The sequence below is a fragment of the Rhodoferax sp. genome (assembly GCF_034520025.1).
GTDB lineage: Bacteria > Pseudomonadota > Gammaproteobacteria > Burkholderiales > Burkholderiaceae_C > Allorhodoferax.
Map to the genome: position 1 here is coordinate 106,187 of NZ_JAXHNZ010000001.1, position 18,172 is coordinate 124,358.

Sequence of the window (18,172 nt, forward strand, 5' to 3'; positions counted from 1 at the left end):
GGGTGGTCGAGTGGCGGCGAGCCGTTAAGATGGCCCGCTCTTTGCACGCTACACCTGCCCGCTCCATGTCCTCCTCTTCCGCCAACCACGGCATGAACCCCGCCCAGCAAGAGGCGGTGAACTACCTCCACGGGCCCTGCCTGGTGCTGGCCGGGGCAGGCTCGGGCAAAACGCGGGTGATCACCCACAAAATCGCCCGTCTGATCCAAATGGGCATGCCCGCCAACCGGATTGCGGCGATCACTTTTACCAACAAAGCAGCCGCTGAAATGCGGGAGCGCGCCAAGCACCTGATCGGCAAAGCGGCCAAGGATGTGGTGGTGTGCACCTTTCACGCGCTGGGCGTGCGCATGCTGCGGGAAGACGGCTCGGTGCTGGGCCTGAAGCCACAGTTCAGCATTCTGGACAGTGACGACGTGACCAGCATCATCAAAGATGCGGGTGGCACCATCGACACGGCCACCGCCCGCCAATGGCAGTGGACCATCAGCGCCTGGAAGGGCGCAGGCCTGAACAGCGATCAAGCGCTTGCTGCTGCCGAGGACGACAACGAACGGATCATCGCCACCGCCATGGCGCGCTATGAAGAACGCTTGGTGGCCTACCAAAGTGTGGACTTTGACGACTTGATCAGCCTGCCGCTCAAGCTGCTGCGGGATTTTCCTGAAGTACGCGCACGCTGGCAGAACCTGTTGGGCCATGTGCTGGTCGACGAGTACCAGGACACCAACGCGACCCAATATGAGGTGCTGAAGTACTTGGTAGGCGAGAAGGCCCGCTTCACCGCGGTGGGCGACGACGACCAGTCCATCTACGGCTGGCGCGGCGCCACGCTGGACAACCTCAAGAAGCTGCCGGTGGACTTTCCCACCCTCAAGGTCATCAAGCTGGAGCAGAACTACCGCTCCACCAGCGCCATCCTGCAGGCCGCCAACAATGTGATCGGCCCCAACCCCAAGCTGTTTCCGAAAACCCTGTTCAGTGAACTCGGCGAGGGCGAACCGGTGCGGGTCGTGGACGCTGACAACGAAGAGCACGAGGCCGAACGTGCCGTTGCCCGGATACAGAGCCTGCGAGCCAACGGGATTGGTGGGGGCGTCCCGGACGCCCAGGGCAAGCAGTACAAGGAGTTCCGCGACTTTGCGGTGCTGTACCGCGCCAACCACCAGGCCAAACCCTTTGAAAAGGCGCTTCGCAAGGCGGGCATTCCGTACAAAGTGTCGGGCGGACAAAGCTTTTTTGACCGTGCAGAAATCCGCGACCTGTGCGCCTGGTTCCGCCTATGGAGCAATAACGACGATGACCCCGCGTTTTTGCGCGCGGTGACCACACCTAAGCGTGGCATTGGCCACACCACTTTGGGCACCCTGGGGGTATTCGCGACCCAATACAAGCTGAGTCTGTTTGAGTCGCTGTTTTCGTCGTCACTGGCGAGTGTGCTGAGCGCCAAGGCACTGGGCAGCTTGCATGAATTCGGCCGGTATATCAACGACCTTGAGTACCGCGCACGCCGCACCGAAGGCGCCGAGGCGGCGCTGGCGTTCATCATGGATTGGCTCAAAGAGATCGGGTACGAAAAGCACCTCTACGACGGGGAAGACAGCGAGGGCGCTGCCTCGGCCAAGTGGAGCAATGTGATCGAATTCTGCGAATGGATGGCTCAGCGCTGCGGCGGGCAGATTGACGATGCGGCCGGTGTAACCAACACGCGGGAAATCAAAAATTTGCTCGAAGTCTCGCAGACCATCGCCCTGCTCTCGACCATCAGCGAGCGAGAAAAAGACCAGAACGTGGTGACGCTCTCCACGCTGCATGCCTCCAAAGGCCTCGAGTGGCCGCATGTGATGCTGGTGGGGGTGACCGAGGGCATGTTGCCCTTCAAGCTGGGGGACGGCGCAGACACCTTGGGTGGCTCTAGCCTGGACCATGAGTCTGCCAATGAAGATATTGCCGCCCGTCTACAGGAGGAGCGCAGGCTGATGTACGTGGGCATTACCCGCGCGCAGCGCAGTTTAGCGGTGAGCTGGACCCGCCGTCGCAAAAAGGGGCGCGAAATGGTGGCTGCCTTGCCCAGCCGGTTTATTGCCGAAATGGCGCTGGACTCTGCGACTGCGAAAGAAGACCCGCGCGAAAAACTGCGGGCCTTGCGTGCAGAGTTCGCTGCCAAAGCCCTTGCCACAGCCGCCACTGCGGCAGAAAAACCATGAAAAATCGCAACTATCTCGCTGTTGGCTTACTCGTACTCTACGCTTTCTCAGCGGCTAGCCAGGCGCAACAAAAGCCTGAACCGGCCACCGCCGGCACTTTGCTGGTGGAGTCTGTGGCGCCTGTCGAGACTCCGGTGCCCCTGGAGGTGGTGAGCTGCAAAAATCCCTCTGCAACGCCGCTATCGCGCTTCTGGGAGCTGGAGCCTGCCAGCGACTGCGGCACCTTCGGCTTGAGGGGGTATCGGCCAGTGAGTCTTGCAGTGATCGGCTCCGACAGCGTCAATACGGCACCCAGCTCGCCGGCAAGCGAACACACGGGTACCTTTCAGGCCTACACCAAGACCGAGACCCGTATCAACCTCTCCGTGCGAACCAAAGTGGCGCAGGGCCTGCTGACGGGCGGCGACCCTAACCGCTTGGATTCCTTGTGGTTTGCATACAGCCAGCAGTCGTATTGGCAGCTTTTCAATGCTGATTTGTCGCGCCCTTTCCGCGCAACGGACCACGAGCCCGAGTTGATCTACATCTTCCCGATCGCCAGCGCCCTGCCCTCAGGCTGGCGCTTGCGCTACGGCGGTATCGGCGTAAACCACCAGAGCAATGGCCAGAGTTTGCCGCTTTCCCGGAGCTGGAACCGGATCATCGGACGGGCAGGCTTGGAGTTCGGAAATGAAATCTCGATCACCGGCGCGCTATGGCAGCGCATTCCCGAGGACAGTGCCAGCGATGACAACCCCGATATCGTGGACCGTATTGGTCGTGCGGAAATCTCTGCCGTCTGGAATGTAGACCCGCACAACGCATTGGCGCTGACCGTTCGCCATTCCCTGCAGTCCAGCGATAGCGGATCCCTGCGTTTTGCCTGGTTCAAAAAAATCGGGAGCGCAACGGAGAATGCCAACCGAAGCAGTCTTCGCCTCCACACCGAACTGTTTACCGGCTACGGTGATTCCTTGATGGACTACAACCGCCAGCGCACGGTACTCAGCCTAGGGCTGACCCTGCTGGATTGGTAGGGACGACTGGCGCAGCCCGCTGAGACTGGAATGCACCGACGGTGCAAACCCTGAGTCAGCGGGGGGCTCTGCGGGGCCGAACAGCAGGTCGTGCAAATCCGCCAGTTGCAGCATGGCCTCGACCGCTTCAGGCTTGAATCCGATACGAGCATTCCCCATACCATCACCGCCACTCATGATGAGTTGGTTGATGTAAGCGCTGCACTCTTTGTAGCCCCACAGCGTACGGATCGTTTGGGCAATCCGGTGGTGGTGCAGTTCGACCCGCTCCAGAGCCTCTGCGGCGAGTACTTCAGGCTCTTTTTCGTCAAGCCCCATCGGACGGGTGGGGGCATCATCAAAATCCAAAGCACGATGAGCGGGATAGAGCCCGGGCATGCGGTGTTGCGCCACCTGACCGGACGGGCGCGTATGGCCCCCGGCATCCAGCATGCTGTGTTGGGAATCCTGCGCAGCCAAGGCGTTGTCCCACAAACTCCAGGAAGTTTCAGGATCATCCTCAACTACTTCGAGCCCCCTAGAGTCTTGGGCCTCAGATCGCTGGGCCCCTCCGGACGCACTTTTGCCGAAAATTTTGCTGAACATGTGATACCCCAGATTGTTTTTTTATGTCTGTGAAGCGCGGCTTATTGCCTGTATCGCCTCCCCTCTCCCGCCGCGTGAATAACCTACTCACACGACACCTGCAGGTTAAACCCTTCATTGCCGCAAGACAAGTGCCCATAGGAACTAGTGGCAAATCCAGAGAAGCCATAAGTACCGACAAAAAAAAGCGGCATCTCTTAATAAGAAATGCCGCTTTATATCTGGTGGCCTGGGGCGGAATCGAACCACCGACACAAGGATTTTCAATCCTCTGCTCTACCGACTGAGCTACCGGGCCTAAGCCTTGAATTCTAGCATTAAATTTAGCCGTTATTTCGTTTGCCGCGAGAAAGATCAACTCCAAGTTGTTTCAGCTTGCGGTACAGGTGGGTTCTTTCCAGCCCGGTCCGTTCGGCGACCCGCGTCATAGAACCATTTTCTTTGACCAAATGGTATTCAAAGTAAGCCTTTTCAAACTCATCGCGAGCTTCCCGCAAAGGCTTGTCCAATTCGAAATCCTGATGCGCTTGTGGACCCGTTTCAACGAGACTCACCACCGAGAGGGAATCGACAGCGATGGGTTCTGGCAATGCGCTGTATTCGACAGGTGATGGAGCCGGCTTGCGCACCGCGCCACGCGTGAGCCCTTGCTCGACCGCTTTCAAAAGCTTTTGAAGTGTGACAGGTTTTTCGAGGAACGCGAGTGCTCCTATTTTGGTGGCCTCGACCGCAGTGTCGATGGTCGCGTGGCCGCTCATCATGATCACCGGCATCGTGAGGGCACCAGTGGAGGCCCACTCCTTCAACAGGGTGACGCCGTCGGTGTCCGGCATCCAGATATCCAGCAAGACGAGGTCCGGGCGCTCCCGCAGGCGCGCTGCGCGGGCTTGCGCTGCGTTTTCGGCGAGCTCTACCGTGTGTCCTTCATCATTAAGGATTTCGGAAAGAAGCTCACGGATGCCGTGCTCGTCATCCACCACCAAAATATTCGCCATATTGCTTGCGCTGTCCCTTGTGAAACCCGTTTAGCGTTCAGGCCGCTACGTCGGGTGCAATTGCCAATGATAACGACACTTGCGCACCCAAGATGACGCCGTCTTTTTGTATGTTGCCTATGTCAATCCGCGAGCCATGCTCGTCAGAAATCTTTTTCACTACAGCAAGTCCCAGGCCAGTTCCTCGGGTTTTGGTGGTGACATAAGGCTCGAACGCCCTTTTCAAAATACTCTCGGAAAATCCGTCGCCTTGGTCTCGTATTGACAGACGGACCCTGCGGTTGGTGGACTGCCATTGGGTGCGAATGGTCACGGTGCGCACGGTTTCAAGCGGCGTGGTTGCAGACAAGGATGCGTCCTGGGCGTTTTGCAGCAGGTTGTGAATGACCTGTCTCAACTGCTCGGCGTCGCCCAAAACGGGAGGGCATTCGGGGTCCAACTCGAGGACTACAGGTACTTTGGTGTTCTCTAAGTCATATAGGTGGAGTACGTTTTTCACGAGGCTGTTGAGCAGCAGTGGCTTGAGTTCGGCCGCAGGTAGGCGGGCGTAGTCACGAAACTCGTTGACTAGGCGCTTCATCGAGTCGACCTGATCCACGATGGTTTTTACGGACTTGATCAGGATTGCGTGCTCAACCGCTTCCAATTTGCCGGTCAGCTTTTTTTCTAGGCGTTCGGCGGAGAGTTGAATCGGCGTTAGCGGGTTCTTAATTTCATGGGCCAACCGACGGGCTACCTCGCCCCATGCTTGCGCGCGCTGGGCCGACACGATTTCCGTAATGTCATCAAAGACCAATAACTGATGATGCGAAGGAAGCTCAGCACCCCGCGCTACAAGGGTTACGGGTCCCTCGAAAGGGCTGTTGACGGAGGATACCGAGCCCGACAACTCAAATGGCTGTTGCCAATGGTCTATGGCTTGGTCCTGATTGCCTTCAACCAGAATGTCGAACTGCTTTTTCGCCCCAGCGCCAAACAGTTCCAAGCCTTGGATTTCGGATAGGCGCTGCCCTTCAAACTGCACCAAGTCTTTCTTCAGGATCCGCGAGGCTCCGGGGTTGGAGCTCACGATGGCGCCGGTTGGGTCCAACACAATCACGCCTGACGTGAGGTTATCAAGGATTGTTTGCAGATGGGCCCGGGCCGAATTAACCTGCGACATACTGACTTCGACAGCCTGCCGTGCATCTGAGAGCTGCTGCGTCATGGACGCAAACGCGCGCGTGAGCCCGCCCAGCTCGTCGCGTCCCTGCAAAGCCAGCTTGGGCGTCAAGTCGCCTGCCGCCACCTGATTCACGCCTTCTGTCAGCAGCAACAAGGGGCGTGCAATCTGGTTTCCCAGCACGACTGCCAGCAAAATTGCAGCAAACACCGCCAAGAACAAGCTCAAGGTGAGTGTTCCGATGTACATGCGTTTAAGACCTTCCCGACCCAACGCACGTTCTTGGTACTCACGGTTTGCACGGTCAACAGCCAAAGCATTGCTGACGAGGCTTGTAGGGAGTGCTTTTGTGACCAACATGTAGCGCGCTTCGGACGCCAAGCCGAGGTTCGGGTTTGATATGGGCACCAATGCTTTTATCCGGGCGGTTGTCAAACCATCCATCGCAACGTCATCCAAGCCCTCTACCCATGCCAATGATCTCTGCTGTCTCGCACTTCGAAACTGACTATTGGTTGGTTTATCCGGGCTCAGTTGAAACTTGGATTGACCGGTGCTCGCGATCAACGCACCTGAGCCACTCCAGATCGTGATGTCGGTCGCCCCTAGTTGGTCCAACAACTTCTCTGCGATTAGGGCAGAAGCGCCCTCCGGACTTTCGGCCAGTAGACCGGCCGCCGCTTTGGACTTCCCGGCAAGGTCAACGGTCAGCGTATCTAACGTGACCCGCCCCAAATTCAAACCCGCTTCGAGCGCACCTTCGACTTTCACGTCAAACCAGGTTTCGATCGAACGCGATACAAATTGGTAAGAGACGACATAGATCAACAGCCCTGGCGCGACCCCCACCAAAGCGAAAATCGTGGCTAATTTCAAGAGCAGCTTGCTCCCGAATCGCCCCTGCCGAAGCCGCGTGACAAGCCGGTAACTCACCCATGTAATTGCACCCACCAAGAGGCTCGCAACCACCACATTCACCATGAAAAGCATTTGGTAGCTGCTTTCGTAGAGTTCACGGTTGTTCGTGGCCTGCGTCAGGAGATACAGCAAAGTAAGGCCAATCAGCACCATGACCGTGGAGCCAATCGCAATCGCGCGGCGCATCGGGCGCGATGTGTGCTGGACTTTCGTCGGATCAGCCCCTTCAGCGTGGGCCATGGCGCTCACTTGCTGAACTCCGGCAACAGGGGCTGCGAGCGGAGGATGTTGATGTCCCAGTCCGTTTGCCCCAATAGCCCGATCTGGAAGGGGCGCGGCAATTGGCTTACATCCAAATTGAACCGGAAATCTAAGCGATAACGCCCGGTTGGCTCCAACTCACCGGGCCCGGCTACTCGCCAGCGGCTGATTTTTTTCACCGACGACATCGCAGCAGCCAAGGTGTCATAGGACTGACTCAGTGCCAAACCCTGACCGGCTGCGCTGGAGGGACCTGCACTGATGCTCACACGCCACCGCCTGGTCAGCGGCTGATAAGCGAGCTTGTAGTGCCTAGAGACGGTGGAAAGGGATTTGTCATACCAGTACCAGCGCTCTCTGAGCACTTCGGCTTCTGCCCGGAAATACACGGGGATGCCCCGCAGCAGGGCATCTTCTACGGAAGAGGAGAGCTCGAATTGCACTTGTGCATTGAGTACAACTTCTTCGATAGTGCGCTCCACTTCGAACTGCGTGACTTCCACTTGCGTTTGTGCGAAGCAAGGCCACAGCGCGGAGACAAGCAGCAACGCGCACAGTCTGTGCAGGAGCTTTTCAAACCCTCGTCTTTTCGAACAGTGCATAAAAGAAGCCGTCATGGTCACCGATTTGATTGTCGGCCATCACGGATGGAGTGGGCACTGCAGCGGGAATTAAATGCCCGGGAGACTGAAGAAGGCGAGCGTCCTTGTTGTTATCTAGAAACGCTTTGACTTGTTCATCCCCCTCGGCCCTGAAAATGGAGCAGGTGCAGTACAGCAAGCGCCCACCCTCTTTCACCAAGGGCCATAGACCCTTGAGGATCCGCCGCTGCTCTGCGGCAAGCTGTGCCACATCTGTGGGGCGGCGCAGCCAACGTATGTCGGGATGCCGCCGAACAATGCCCGAAGCAGTGCAGGGGGCATCCAGCAAAATGTAATCAAAAGGACGGCCATCCCACCAAGTGGGCGGCTCAGCGGCATCGGCGCAGAGCACCGTCGCAGTCAGGCCCAAGCGGTTCAAAGTTTGCTCGATTCGCTGTGCCCGCGAGGGATCAATTTCCAAAGCAAGGACATCTGCCTCGACGAGCTCCAAGAGGTGCGCAGTTTTTCCGCCCGGCGCAGCACATGCGTCCAAAATGCGTGGGCGCTCTTGAGGAGTAGCCGCCTCAAGTAAGAGTGTCGCAGCAACTTGGGCGGCACCGTCTTGCACGGAGACCCACCCCTCTTGAAAACCGGGGAGCTGGGTTACCGCGACTGGTTTTGTCAGTTCGATACACGAGCCACAGGCGCTACTGACCTCAATACCGGCAGTTTGCAGTGATAGTGCGTATTGCGCGCTGGTCACCTTGCGGAGATTTACGCGCAGCGTCATTGGGGGATGGCGATTTGCTGCCGTCAGCACCGCTTCCCAACGGTCGGGATGATCCTGCTGCACTTTTTTGATCCACCAAAGGGGATGGTTCCAACGGGCCTCCAAGCGCTTGTCTGCCTCTGCAAGGAGCTGGGGAGCCTCTCTCAAATACCGCCGCAAGCAGGCGTTGATGAAATTTGCCTGGGATCGGGTACGCGGACATTGTTTGGCCGCCTCTACCGCTTGGTTCACCAAAGTAAATGCGTCATAACTGGCATCTGCATCGTTCGCAAGGAGGCCCAAAGCGAGGCACAACAATGCGTCAGCGTGTGGGGCTGGTGGCTTTTTTGCAAGCAACGAGCGAATCGCAGTCGATCTGCCTTGATTCCGCCACGCATGAAAAGCCAATGCTTGAACCGCTCCACGCAAGTGAGGCGGGACAGCATCCATAGCAGCACTACCGGATTGACCGTTGGATACCTGCAGGAGGACATCTACAGTCGCCTTCAATTGGCGCCACAACTCGGGCGACCTTTGTATCTCACTCATTTGATCCCTATTAATGCACTAACCTTGAATCCGAAAAAATGTGCAACCCAACAGGCAGGCGGCTCACTGACGCCCTCGTTGTAGTCTTTCAATATCGCGTTCAAGGCATCTGAAATTACGATAGCTTTCGCTGTACTGGCCTCCCACTCGAGGCGAAATGAATCGGGAACACAAGGCCCGGCCAAATCAGGAGGGGCAGAAACCCAAGCGCTCCATGCTGTCATCAACTTCACCCAGCTCTCTGTTCGCTGCTGCTGGGCATCCATATCCAGACGATCTTTTCGGGGAGCAGCCCAGACGTCTTCCATAAGTCGCAGTCCTCGTAGCCATTCCACGCGATATTCGTCTGATGCGTTGTTAGGCGTATCCGCAGGACTTGCAACCAAGCGATGTTGTAAGGGCAGTATCCCTGACAAGACTTGCTTCTCGAGTGCGCTCAATATCGCGAGTGCTCGCGCACGGAGCCGCATCAAGCGATTGTGCACGCCCATTAGCCAAAACAGCAGGCAGGCACAAAACATCCACACATAAAGCGTCTGTCCCATTTCGAGCCTCGTTCTTCATTTACCACTCAGCAAAAAAACGCCCCAAGTTGCGTGCAACTAGGGGCGTTTTCATTCAAAGGCGCAGATTACTCAGCCGAGGTATCGTCCGCACCAGCCACGTCTTCTGTCAAGTCAGCGGTACCAGCCAGTTCAGCGGCCTCCGCTTCGGCAATAGCACGACGCTCGGCGTCATCCATGGACTCACGGACTTTACGTGCTTCGTGATAAGCCAAGCCAGTACCAGCAGGAATCAAGCGACCAACGATCACGTTTTCCTTCAGTCCGCGCAGCTCGTCGCGCTTGCCCATGATGGCAGCCTCGGTCAACACACGGGTAGTTTCCTGGAACGAAGCCGCAGAAATGAAACTGTCTGTCGACAACGATGCCTTGGTAATACCCAAAAGCAAGTTGGTGAAGGTCGCAGGGATTTTGCCCTCGCCACGCAAAGCGTCGTTGGTGTTGAGCATTTCAGAGCGCTCCACCTGCTCGCCATTGATGTAGCCGGAATCGCCAGCGTTTTCCACGACGACACGACGCAACATCTGACGAACAATCACTTCGATGTGCTTGTCGTTGATCTTCACGCCTTGCAAACGGTAAACGTCTTGCACTTCGTCCACAATGTAACGCGCCAACTCTTCTGAGCCCAACAAGCGCAGAATGTCTTGCGGATCGGCTGGGCCGTCCACCACCGACTCACCCTTGTTGACCACCTGGCCTTCGTGCACCAAGATGTTCTTTTCCTTGGGTACGAGCTCTTCCCAGACCTTGCCTTCTGGATCGGTGATTTGCAAGCGGACCTTGCCTTTGGTTTCTTTACCGAAGGACACGGTACCGGTCACTTCAGCCAAGACACCCTTGTCTTTGGGTGAACGTGCTTCAAACAGTTCGGCCACGCGTGGCAGACCACCGGTAATGTCGCGGGTCTTTTGACCTTCGATAGGAATACGGGCTAGCACTTCGCCGGGGCCCACGTCCTGACCGTCACGCACCTGAACCAACGATCCCACGGGGAAACCGATAGTCACGGAGTGGTCGGTTCCGGGAATCTTCACTTCGTGACCCGATGCATCGATCAGCTTCACTTGTGGACGCACTACCTTGGCAGCGCCGCGGCGCTTGGGGTCAATAACCACCAAAGTCGACAAGCCTGTTACCTCATCCACCTGCTTCGCAACGGTCAGGCCTTCTTCGACGTTTTCGAAATGAGCCTTACCCGCGAATTCGGTAATGATGGGACGTGTCAAAGGATCCCAGTTCGCCAAAATTGCGCCTGCCTTGATGGATTGATCCACCTTGACAGTCAACACGGCACCATATGGAACCTTGTGGCGTTCGCGCTCACGGCCATGCTCATCGTGAATGATGATTTCGCCGGAACGAGCAATCACCACCAACTCGCCCTTGCTGTTGGTCACATAGCGCATCGTGGCATTGAAGCCGATGTTGCCGTTGGATTTGGCTTCCACACTAGAAGCGATCGCCGCACGGGATGCAGCACCACCGATGTGGAAGGTACGCATGGTCAGCTGAGTACCGGGTTCACCGATAGACTGAGCAGCGATCACGCCGACCGCTTCGCCGCCGTTGATCAAACCACCGCGACCCAAGTCACGTCCATAGCACTTAGCACAGATACCAAAGCGGGTTTCACATGTCAGAGCGGTGCGGACCTTGACTTCGTCGACGCCAGCAGCCTCCAGCATTTCGATTTCGTCTTCGTCCAGCATGGAGCCCGCGGGCAACAGCACGCCACGTGTTTCAGGGTGCAAGACATCATCCGCTGCGGTACGACCGAGAATACGGTCCCGCAGGGATTCAATCACTTCACCGCCTTCAACAATAGCGCGCATCAGGTAACCACCATGTGTGCCGCAGTCTTGCTCGGTCACAACCAGATCCTGGGTCACATCGACCAAACGACGTGTCAGGTAACCGGAGTTCGCTGTCTTCAACGCGGTATCGGCCAGACCCTTACGGGCACCGTGGGTGGAGATGAAGTACTCCAACACGTTCAGACCTTCGCGGAAGTTCGCGGTAATAGGCGTTTCAATGATGGAGCCATCAGGCTTGGCCATCAGACCCCGCATACCGGCCACCTGACGGATCTGGGCAGCAGAGCCACGGGCACCGGAGTCGGCCATCATGTAGATGGAGTTGAAGGATTCCTGTTGTACCTGGTTGCCATGGCGATCGGTCACCATTTCCTTGGACAACTTGGCCATCATCACCTTGGACACTTCGTCACCCGACTTGCCCCAGATATCCACCACCTTGTTGTAGCGCTCACCGGAAGTCACCAGACCGGACACATACTGCTGTTCGATCTCTTTGACTTCCTTCTGGGCGCGGCCGATGATGTCGTGCTTTTCCTGTGGCACCAACATGTCGTCGATACAGATGGAAATACCTGCCCTCGTTGCCAAACGGAAACCGCTTTGCAGTAGCTTGTCGGCGAACACCACGGTTTCCTTCAGTCCGCACTTGCGGAAGGACACGTTGATAAGCTTGGAAATTTCCTTCTTCTTCAACGCTTTGTTGATGTTGGCGAAAGGCAGGCCCTTTGGCAGAATTTCAGACAACAAGGCGCGACCCGCGGTGGTTTCCCACAGCTTGGTTTCAGGCACGAATTCGCTAGTCTCCTTGTTCTTGGTCCACTCAGTCAAACGAACGTTGATACGTGCGTTCAGTTCCACTTGGCCCGCGTCGAAAGCACGCTGGACTTCACCGGTATCCGCAAACACCAGACCCTCACCCTTGCCGTTGATACGGTCACGGGTCGTGTAGTACAAGCCCAACACAACGTCTTGCGAAGGGACGATGGAAGGCTCGCCGTTGGCGGGGAACAGCACGTTGTTGGAGGCCAGCATCAAAGTGCGGGCTTCCATTTGCGCTTCCACCGACAGTGGTACGTGCACAGCCATTTGGTCACCGTCGAAGTCGGCGTTGAAGGCCGCGCAAACGAGAGGGTGTAACTGGATAGCCTTGCCTTCAATCAAGATGGGCTCAAACGCCTGGATACCTAGACGGTGCAGCGTTGGCGCACGGTTCAGCATCACGGGGTGCTCTTTGATAACCTCTTCCAGAATGTCCCACACCACGGGGGTGCCGGATTCAACTTCTTTCTTGGCAGCCTTGATGGTGGTCGCAATGCCCATGGCTTCCAGGCGTGCGAAGATGAATGGCTTGAACAATTCCAAGGCCATCAGCTTAGGCAGACCGCACTGGTGCAGTTTGAGCGTTGGGCCCACGGTAATCACGGAACGACCGGAGTAATCCACGCGCTTGCCCAGCAAGTTCTGGCGGAAACGGCCGCTCTTACCCTTGATCATGTCGGCCAAGGACTTCAAGGCGCGCTTGTTGGCGCCAGTCATGGCCTTGCCGCGACGGCCGTTGTCCAGCAAGCTGTCCACGGCTTCTTGCAGCATCCGCTTTTCGTTGCGGGCAATGATTTCAGGGGCCTTCAACTCCAGCAAACGGCGCAGACGGCTGTTGCGGTTGATCACGCGGCGATACAGATCGTTCAAGTCGGAGGTCGCAAAGCGGCCGCCGTCCAAGGGAACCAAGGGACGCAAGTCCGGTGGTAGCACTGGCAACACGTCCAACACCATCCACTCAGGCTTGATGCCGGACTTCTTAAAGGCTTCTAGCACTTTGAGGCGCTTGGCGTTTTTCTTGATCTTCAGCTCAGAGCCGGTCAGGTCGTTGCGCAGCTTCTCGATGGAACCATCGATGTCGATGCTTTCCAGCAAGTCTTTGATGCCCTCGGCGCCCATTTTGGCAATGAATTCATCGCCATATTCTTGGAATTTGGCGTCGAAATCGTCCTCAGACATGATGCTGTATTTCTTCAGCGGAGTCATGCCAGGGTCGGTCACCACGTATGCTTCGAAGTACAACACGCGCTCGATGTCACGCAAAGTCATGTCCAGCACCAAGCCCAAACGGCTCGGCAAAGACTTCAAGAACCAAATGTGTGCGCAAGGAGCGGCCAAGTCAATGTGACCCATGCGCTCACGACGCACTTTGGTCTGTGTGACTTCAACGCCGCACTTTTCGCAGATCACACCGCGATGCTTCAGGCGCTTGTACTTACCGCACAAGCACTCGTAGTCCTTGATGGGCCCGAAAATCTTGGCGCAAAACAGACCGTCACGCTCAGGCTTAAAAGTGCGGTAGTTGATAGTTTCAGGTTTTTTAACTTCGCCGAAAGACCAGGAACGGATCTTTTCAGGCGACGCCATGCCGATCTTGATGGCATCAAAATGCTCGTCGGGCGTGAACTGCTTGAACAGGTCGAGTAAAGATTTCATGTGACTCTTTCCCTTGTCTTTAAGAACGATCCAGCTCAATGTCGATGCCCAAGGAACGGATTTCCTTGACCAGCACATTGAACGATTCCGGCATGCCGGCTTCAATAGAGTGTTCGCCCTTGACGATGTTTTCGTACACCTTGGTACGACCTTGCACGTCATCGGACTTGACCGTCAGCATTTCCTGCAGCACGTAAGAAGCACCGTAGGCTTCCAGTGCCCACACTTCCATTTCACCGAAGCGCTGGCCACCGAACTGGGCCTTACCGCCCAGTGGCTGTTGGGTCACCAAGCTGTATGGGCCGGTAGAACGGGCGTGCATCTTGTCGTCCACCAAGTGGTGCAGCTTCAGGTAGTGCATGTAGCCTACGGTGGTGGTGCGCTCGAAGGCATCACCACTGCGTCCGTCATAGAGCTGGGCTTGTGTGCGGGTAGCGGTCAAGCCCTTGGCCTTGGCCACATCATCCGGATACGCCAACTGCAGCATGTCACCGATTTCTTTTTCGGTAGCGCCATCGAACACGGGTGACGCGAACGGCACACCGGTAATCAGCTCTTTGGCCATGTCTTGAACTTCGCTGTCCGTCAACTGAGCGAGGTCTTCCTTGCGGCCGGTGCTGTTGTAAACCTGCTCGAGGAAACCACGGATCTCGGTAGAGGCCGCTTCGCGTTGCAGCATGTCGCCAATGCGCTGACCCAAGCCCTTGCCGGCCCAACCCAAGTGCACTTCCAACACCTGACCAATGTTCATACGTGATGGAACGCCCAGAGGGTTCAGCACGATGTCCACCGGCGTACCGTCTGCGAGGTAAGGCATGTCTTCAACAGGAGTGATCTTGGAGACCACACCCTTGTTACCGTGACGGCCGGCCATCTTATCACCGGGCTGCAAGCGACGCTTGACCGCGATGTAGACCTTGACCATCTTCAATACGCCCGCAGGCAGCTCGTCGCCTTGCGTCAACTTCTTGCGCTTTTCTTCAAAAGCAAGGTCGAAACTGTGGCGAGTTTGCTCGAGGGAGTTTTTGATGCTTTCGAGCTGGCTTGCCACCTCTTCGTCCGCTGGGCGGATGTCAAACCAGTGGAACTTCTCCACAGAAGTCAGGTAAGCCTTGTCGAGCTTGGTGCCCTTGGCCAGCTTTTGCGGGCCGCCATTAGCGACTTTGCCGGTCAACAACTTCTCGATACGGTCAAACGCATCCGCTTCCACGATACGCAACTGATCGTTCAGGTCCAAACGGAACCGCTTGAGTTCGTCGTCAATGATCTGCTGCGCACGGCGGTCACGCTGAATGCCTTCGCGGGTGAATACTTGCACGTCGATGACGGTGCCGGAGCTGCCCTGGTCCACGCGCAGAGAAGTGTCCTTCACGTCGCTGGCCTTCTCACCGAAGATCGCACGCAAGAGCTTTTCTTCAGGGGTGAGCGTGGTTTCGCCCTTGGGCGTGACCTTGCCAACCAAGGTGTCGCCCGGAAGGACTTCAGCACCCACATAGATGATGCCGGATTCGTCCAGACGGTTGAGCTGTTGTTCGCTCAAGTTGGGAATATCACGCGTAATTTCTTCCGCACCCAACTTGGTGTCACGCGCCATCACCACGAGTTCTTCGATGTGGATAGAGGTGTAGCGGTCTTCGGCCACTACGCGCTCGCTGATCAAGATAGAGTCTTCGAAGTTGTAGCCGTTCCATGGCATGAACGCAACCAACATGTTCTGACCAATGGCGATTTCGCCCAGGTCAGTCGATGCACCGTCAGCAATCACGTCGCCCTTGGCAAGCTTGTCGCCCTTCTTCACGATGGGACGCTGATGAATGTTGGTGTTTTGGTTGGAACGCTGATATTTGATCAGATTGTAGATATCCACACCGACTTCACCGGCCTGCGCTTCTGCATCGTTGACACGGATCACGACTCGAGTCGCATCGATGTAATCGACGATACCGCCACGGGTCGCTGTCACTACAGTGCCGGAGTCGACCGCGGCAACGCGCTCGATACCGGTACCCACCATCGGTTTTTCAGGACGCAACACGGGCACGGCTTGACGTGACATGTTGGCACCCATCAGAGCACGGTTGGCGTCATCGTGTTCCAGGAATGGAACCAGAGAAGCAGCCACCGACACGATCTGGGCAGGCGACACATCCATGTACTGAACGCGGTCAGCGCTCACCAGAATGGATTCACCCTTTTCACGTGCAGACACCAAGTCGCCGGTCAGCGTGCCTTCCTTGTCCAGTGCCGCATTGGCCTGGGCAATAACGTACTTGCCTTCTTCAATCGCAGACAGGTAGTCGATGTCATTGGTGACCTTGCTGTCCACCACACGTCGATACGGGGTTTCGATGAAGCCATACTCGTTCAGACGTGCGTACAGCGCCAAAGAGTTGATCAGACCGATGTTTGGACCTTCGGGAGTTTCGATAGGGCACACACGACCGTAGTGGGTCACGTGCACGTCTCGCACTTCGAAGCCAGCGCGTTCCCGGGTCAAACCGCCGGGGCCGAGGGCCGAAACACGGCGCTTGTGGGTGATTTCTGCCAACGGGTTGGTCTGGTCCATGAACTGGGACAACTGCGAAGCACCGAAGAATTCCTTCAAGGCTGCCGAAATCGGCTTGCTGTTGATCAGGTCATGCGGCATCAGGGGCTCTTGCTCTGCTTGGCCCAAGCGCTCTTTCACTGCTTTTTCGATACGCGCCAACCCAGTACGGTATTGGTTTTCGGCCAATTCGCCCACGCAACGTACGCGGCGGTTACCCAAGTGGTCGATGTCGTCGACGTCACCACGGCCATTGCGCAGATCCACCAATATCTTGACGACAGCTAGGATATCTTCATTGGTCAGCACCATGGGACCGGTAGATTCCGAGCGGCCCATCTTGGCGTTGAACTTCATACGACCGACACGAGACAGATCGTAGGTATCTGGGTTGTAGAACAAGCGTTGGAACAACGCCTGAACTGCGTCCTCTGTAGGCGGCTCGCCGGGACGCATCATGCGGTAGATTGCCACCCGCGCTGCGAACTCGTCCACCGTTTCGTCGGTGCGCAGGGTTTGCGAAATGTAAGCGCCCTGGTCCAACTCGTTGGTGTAGATGCAAGCCAAGTCCTGGATACCTGCAGTACGCAGTTTCTTCAGGAGTGCTTCTGTCAGCTCTTCGTTGGCCTTGGCCACGATTTCGCCGGTATCGCCGTCGACCACATTGCGCGCGACGACGCGGCCAATCAAGAAGTCTTCAGGAACGCTGATGTGTGTAGTGCCGGACTGTTCCAGTTCACGGGTGTGACGTGCTGTAACGCGCTTGTCCTTGGCAACAACGACCTTGCCCGACTTGTCTGTGATGTCAAAGCGTGCGACTTCGCCACGCAAACGCTCAGCCACGAACTCCATTTGCGCGCCACTGTCCATCAAGCGGAAGTTGTCGTTCACAAAGAAGTTGGCGAGGATCGACTCATTATTCAGACCGATGGCCTTGAGCAAGATCGTGACCGGCATTTTGCGACGACGGTCCACACGGAAATACAGCAAGTCTTTGGGATCAAATTCAAAGTCGAGCCAAGAACCGCGGTAAGGAATGATGCGCGCAGAGAACAGCAATTTGCCCGAGCTGTGGGTCTTACCCTTGTCATGTTCGAAGAACACGCCAGGGGAGCGATGCAACTGGGACACGATCACGCGCTCAGTGCCGTTGATGATGAAAGAGCCCTTGCCAGTCATCAGGGGCACTTCGCCCATATAGACCTCTTGCTCTTTGACTTCCTTGACCACTTTGTTCTGGCCGGTCGAAGACTCACGGTCATAAATGATCAATTGGACTTTGGCACGAACCGCAGAAGCATAGGTCAAGCCACGGGTCTGGCATTCACGAACGTCAAAAGCTGGCTTGGCCAAGTTGTACTCGAGGTACTTCATTTCCACGAAACCGTTGTGCGAAACGATCGGGAAGGCAGCTTCGAAAGCAGCTTGCAAGCCCTCGGCGGTACGCTTCTTCGGTGTGATGTCTGCTTGCAAAAACGCTGTGTAGGCGTCTTTTTGCATTTGCAGCAGATAAGGGATCTCTAGCACGCTATCGCGACTACCGAAGTTTTTGCGAATTCGCTTGCGTTCTGTGTATGTGTAAGCCATTAGATCTCCGGGCAAAGGCTGAGGAATCCTGGGGGTCCTAGGCGACTGTCGCGTTGAGCATTCTCAACAGACTTGGCGATTGGCCACTACCAATCATTGGCGGACGGTCACGCGTTGCACGCGACCCGTACCAAGGCAT

At 56.6% G+C, this 18,172-nt stretch carries 10 protein-coding genes and 1 tRNA gene; 2 read left to right on the forward strand and 9 right to left on the reverse strand.

The window, feature by feature from the left end; genetic code table 11:
• The first annotated feature begins 65 nt into the window (after window positions 1–65).
• Together U5L73_RS00450 and U5L73_RS00455 are read left to right on the forward strand one after the other, a co-directional pair.
• The gene (locus tag U5L73_RS00450; protein WP_322560526.1) at window positions 66–2,207 is read left to right on the forward strand and encodes an ATP-dependent helicase; all 2,142 of its coding nucleotides are present in this window, start codon (window positions 66–68) and stop codon (window positions 2,205–2,207) included.
• Window positions 2,204–3,223, forward strand: coding sequence for a phospholipase A (locus U5L73_RS00455; RefSeq protein ID WP_322560527.1), 1,020 nt, complete (start codon window positions 2,204–2,206; stop codon window positions 3,221–3,223). The genes U5L73_RS00450 and U5L73_RS00455 overlap by 4 nt, the downstream gene beginning before the upstream one ends.
• On the opposite strand, the gene U5L73_RS00460 is transcribed toward U5L73_RS00455, so the two are convergent.
• The 9 genes from U5L73_RS00460 to rpoB form a co-directional block, all read right to left on the reverse strand.
• On the reverse strand, window positions 3,197–3,808 hold the full coding sequence (locus U5L73_RS00460) for a hypothetical protein (protein ID WP_322560528.1): 612 nt from the start codon (window positions 3,806–3,808) through the stop codon (window positions 3,197–3,199). The genes U5L73_RS00455 and U5L73_RS00460 overlap by 27 nt on opposite strands.
• 222 nt (window positions 3,809–4,030) lie before the next feature.
• Window positions 4,031–4,106: transfer RNA gene (locus U5L73_RS00465), tRNA-Phe, on the reverse strand.
• Between the two features lie 25 nt (window positions 4,107–4,131).
• Window positions 4,132–4,803 (reverse strand): response regulator, encoded by a 672-nt coding sequence (locus U5L73_RS00470; protein WP_322560529.1) that lies wholly within the window; start codon window positions 4,801–4,803, stop codon window positions 4,132–4,134.
• A 37-nt stretch (window positions 4,804–4,840) separates the two neighbouring features.
• The gene (locus U5L73_RS00475) at window positions 4,841–7,123 is read right to left on the reverse strand and encodes a sensor histidine kinase (protein ID WP_322560530.1); all 2,283 of its coding nucleotides are present in this window, start codon (window positions 7,121–7,123) and stop codon (window positions 4,841–4,843) included.
• 5 nt (window positions 7,124–7,128) lie between these two features.
• A complete protein-coding gene (locus U5L73_RS00480) occupies window positions 7,129–7,692 on the reverse strand; it encodes a DUF4390 domain-containing protein (protein ID WP_322560531.1) in 564 nt (187 codons plus the stop codon).
• A 25-nt stretch (window positions 7,693–7,717) separates the two neighbouring features.
• Window positions 7,718–9,043: a 16S rRNA (cytosine(967)-C(5))-methyltransferase RsmB gene (gene rsmB, locus U5L73_RS00485; RefSeq protein ID WP_322560532.1), complete on the reverse strand. Its 1,326-nt coding sequence runs from the start codon at window positions 9,041–9,043 to the stop codon at window positions 7,718–7,720.
• Entirely contained in the window at window positions 9,040–9,588 is a 549-nt protein-coding gene (locus tag U5L73_RS00490; RefSeq protein WP_322560533.1) for a hypothetical protein, read from the reverse strand. Before U5L73_RS00490 ends, rsmB begins: the two co-directional genes overlap by 4 nt.
• An 86-nt stretch (window positions 9,589–9,674) precedes the next feature.
• Window positions 9,675–13,901 carry a DNA-directed RNA polymerase subunit beta' gene (gene rpoC, locus U5L73_RS00495; RefSeq protein ID WP_322560534.1) on the reverse strand — a complete coding sequence of 1,409 codons (4,227 nt, stop codon included), beginning with the start codon at window positions 13,899–13,901 and terminating at the stop codon, window positions 9,675–9,677.
• Between the two features lie 19 nt (window positions 13,902–13,920).
• Window positions 13,921–18,033: a DNA-directed RNA polymerase subunit beta gene (rpoB, locus tag U5L73_RS00500; protein ID WP_322560535.1), complete on the reverse strand. Its 4,113-nt coding sequence runs from the start codon at window positions 18,031–18,033 to the stop codon at window positions 13,921–13,923.
• Window positions 18,034–18,172: the final 139 nt, after the last annotated feature.

Excerpts from the sequence above, each read along its gene's own strand:
- U5L73_RS00475 (WP_322560530.1), bottom strand. The coding sequence starts at position 7,123 with ATGGCCCACGCTGAAGGGGCTGATCCGACGAAAGTCCAGCACACATCG.
- rpoC (WP_322560534.1), bottom strand. The coding sequence starts at position 13,901 with ATGAAATCTTTACTCGACCTGTTCAAGCAGTTCACGCCCGACGAGCAT.
- U5L73_RS00455 (WP_322560527.1), top strand. The coding sequence starts at position 2,204 with ATGAAAAATCGCAACTATCTCGCTGTTGGCTTACTCGTACTCTACGCT.
- rsmB (WP_322560532.1), bottom strand. The coding sequence starts at position 9,043 with ATGAGTGAGATACAAAGGTCGCCCGAGTTGTGGCGCCAATTGAAGGCG.
- U5L73_RS00460 (WP_322560528.1), bottom strand. The coding sequence starts at position 3,808 with ATGTTCAGCAAAATTTTCGGCAAAAGTGCGTCCGGAGGGGCCCAGCGA.
- U5L73_RS00470 (WP_322560529.1), bottom strand. The coding sequence starts at position 4,803 with ATGGCGAATATTTTGGTGGTGGATGACGAGCACGGCATCCGTGAGCTT.
- U5L73_RS00490 (WP_322560533.1), bottom strand. The coding sequence starts at position 9,588 with ATGGGACAGACGCTTTATGTGTGGATGTTTTGTGCCTGCCTGCTGTTT.
- U5L73_RS00450 (WP_322560526.1), top strand. The coding sequence starts at position 66 with ATGTCCTCCTCTTCCGCCAACCACGGCATGAACCCCGCCCAGCAAGAG.
- rpoB (WP_322560535.1), bottom strand. The coding sequence starts at position 18,033 with ATGGCTTACACATACACAGAACGCAAGCGAATTCGCAAAAACTTCGGT.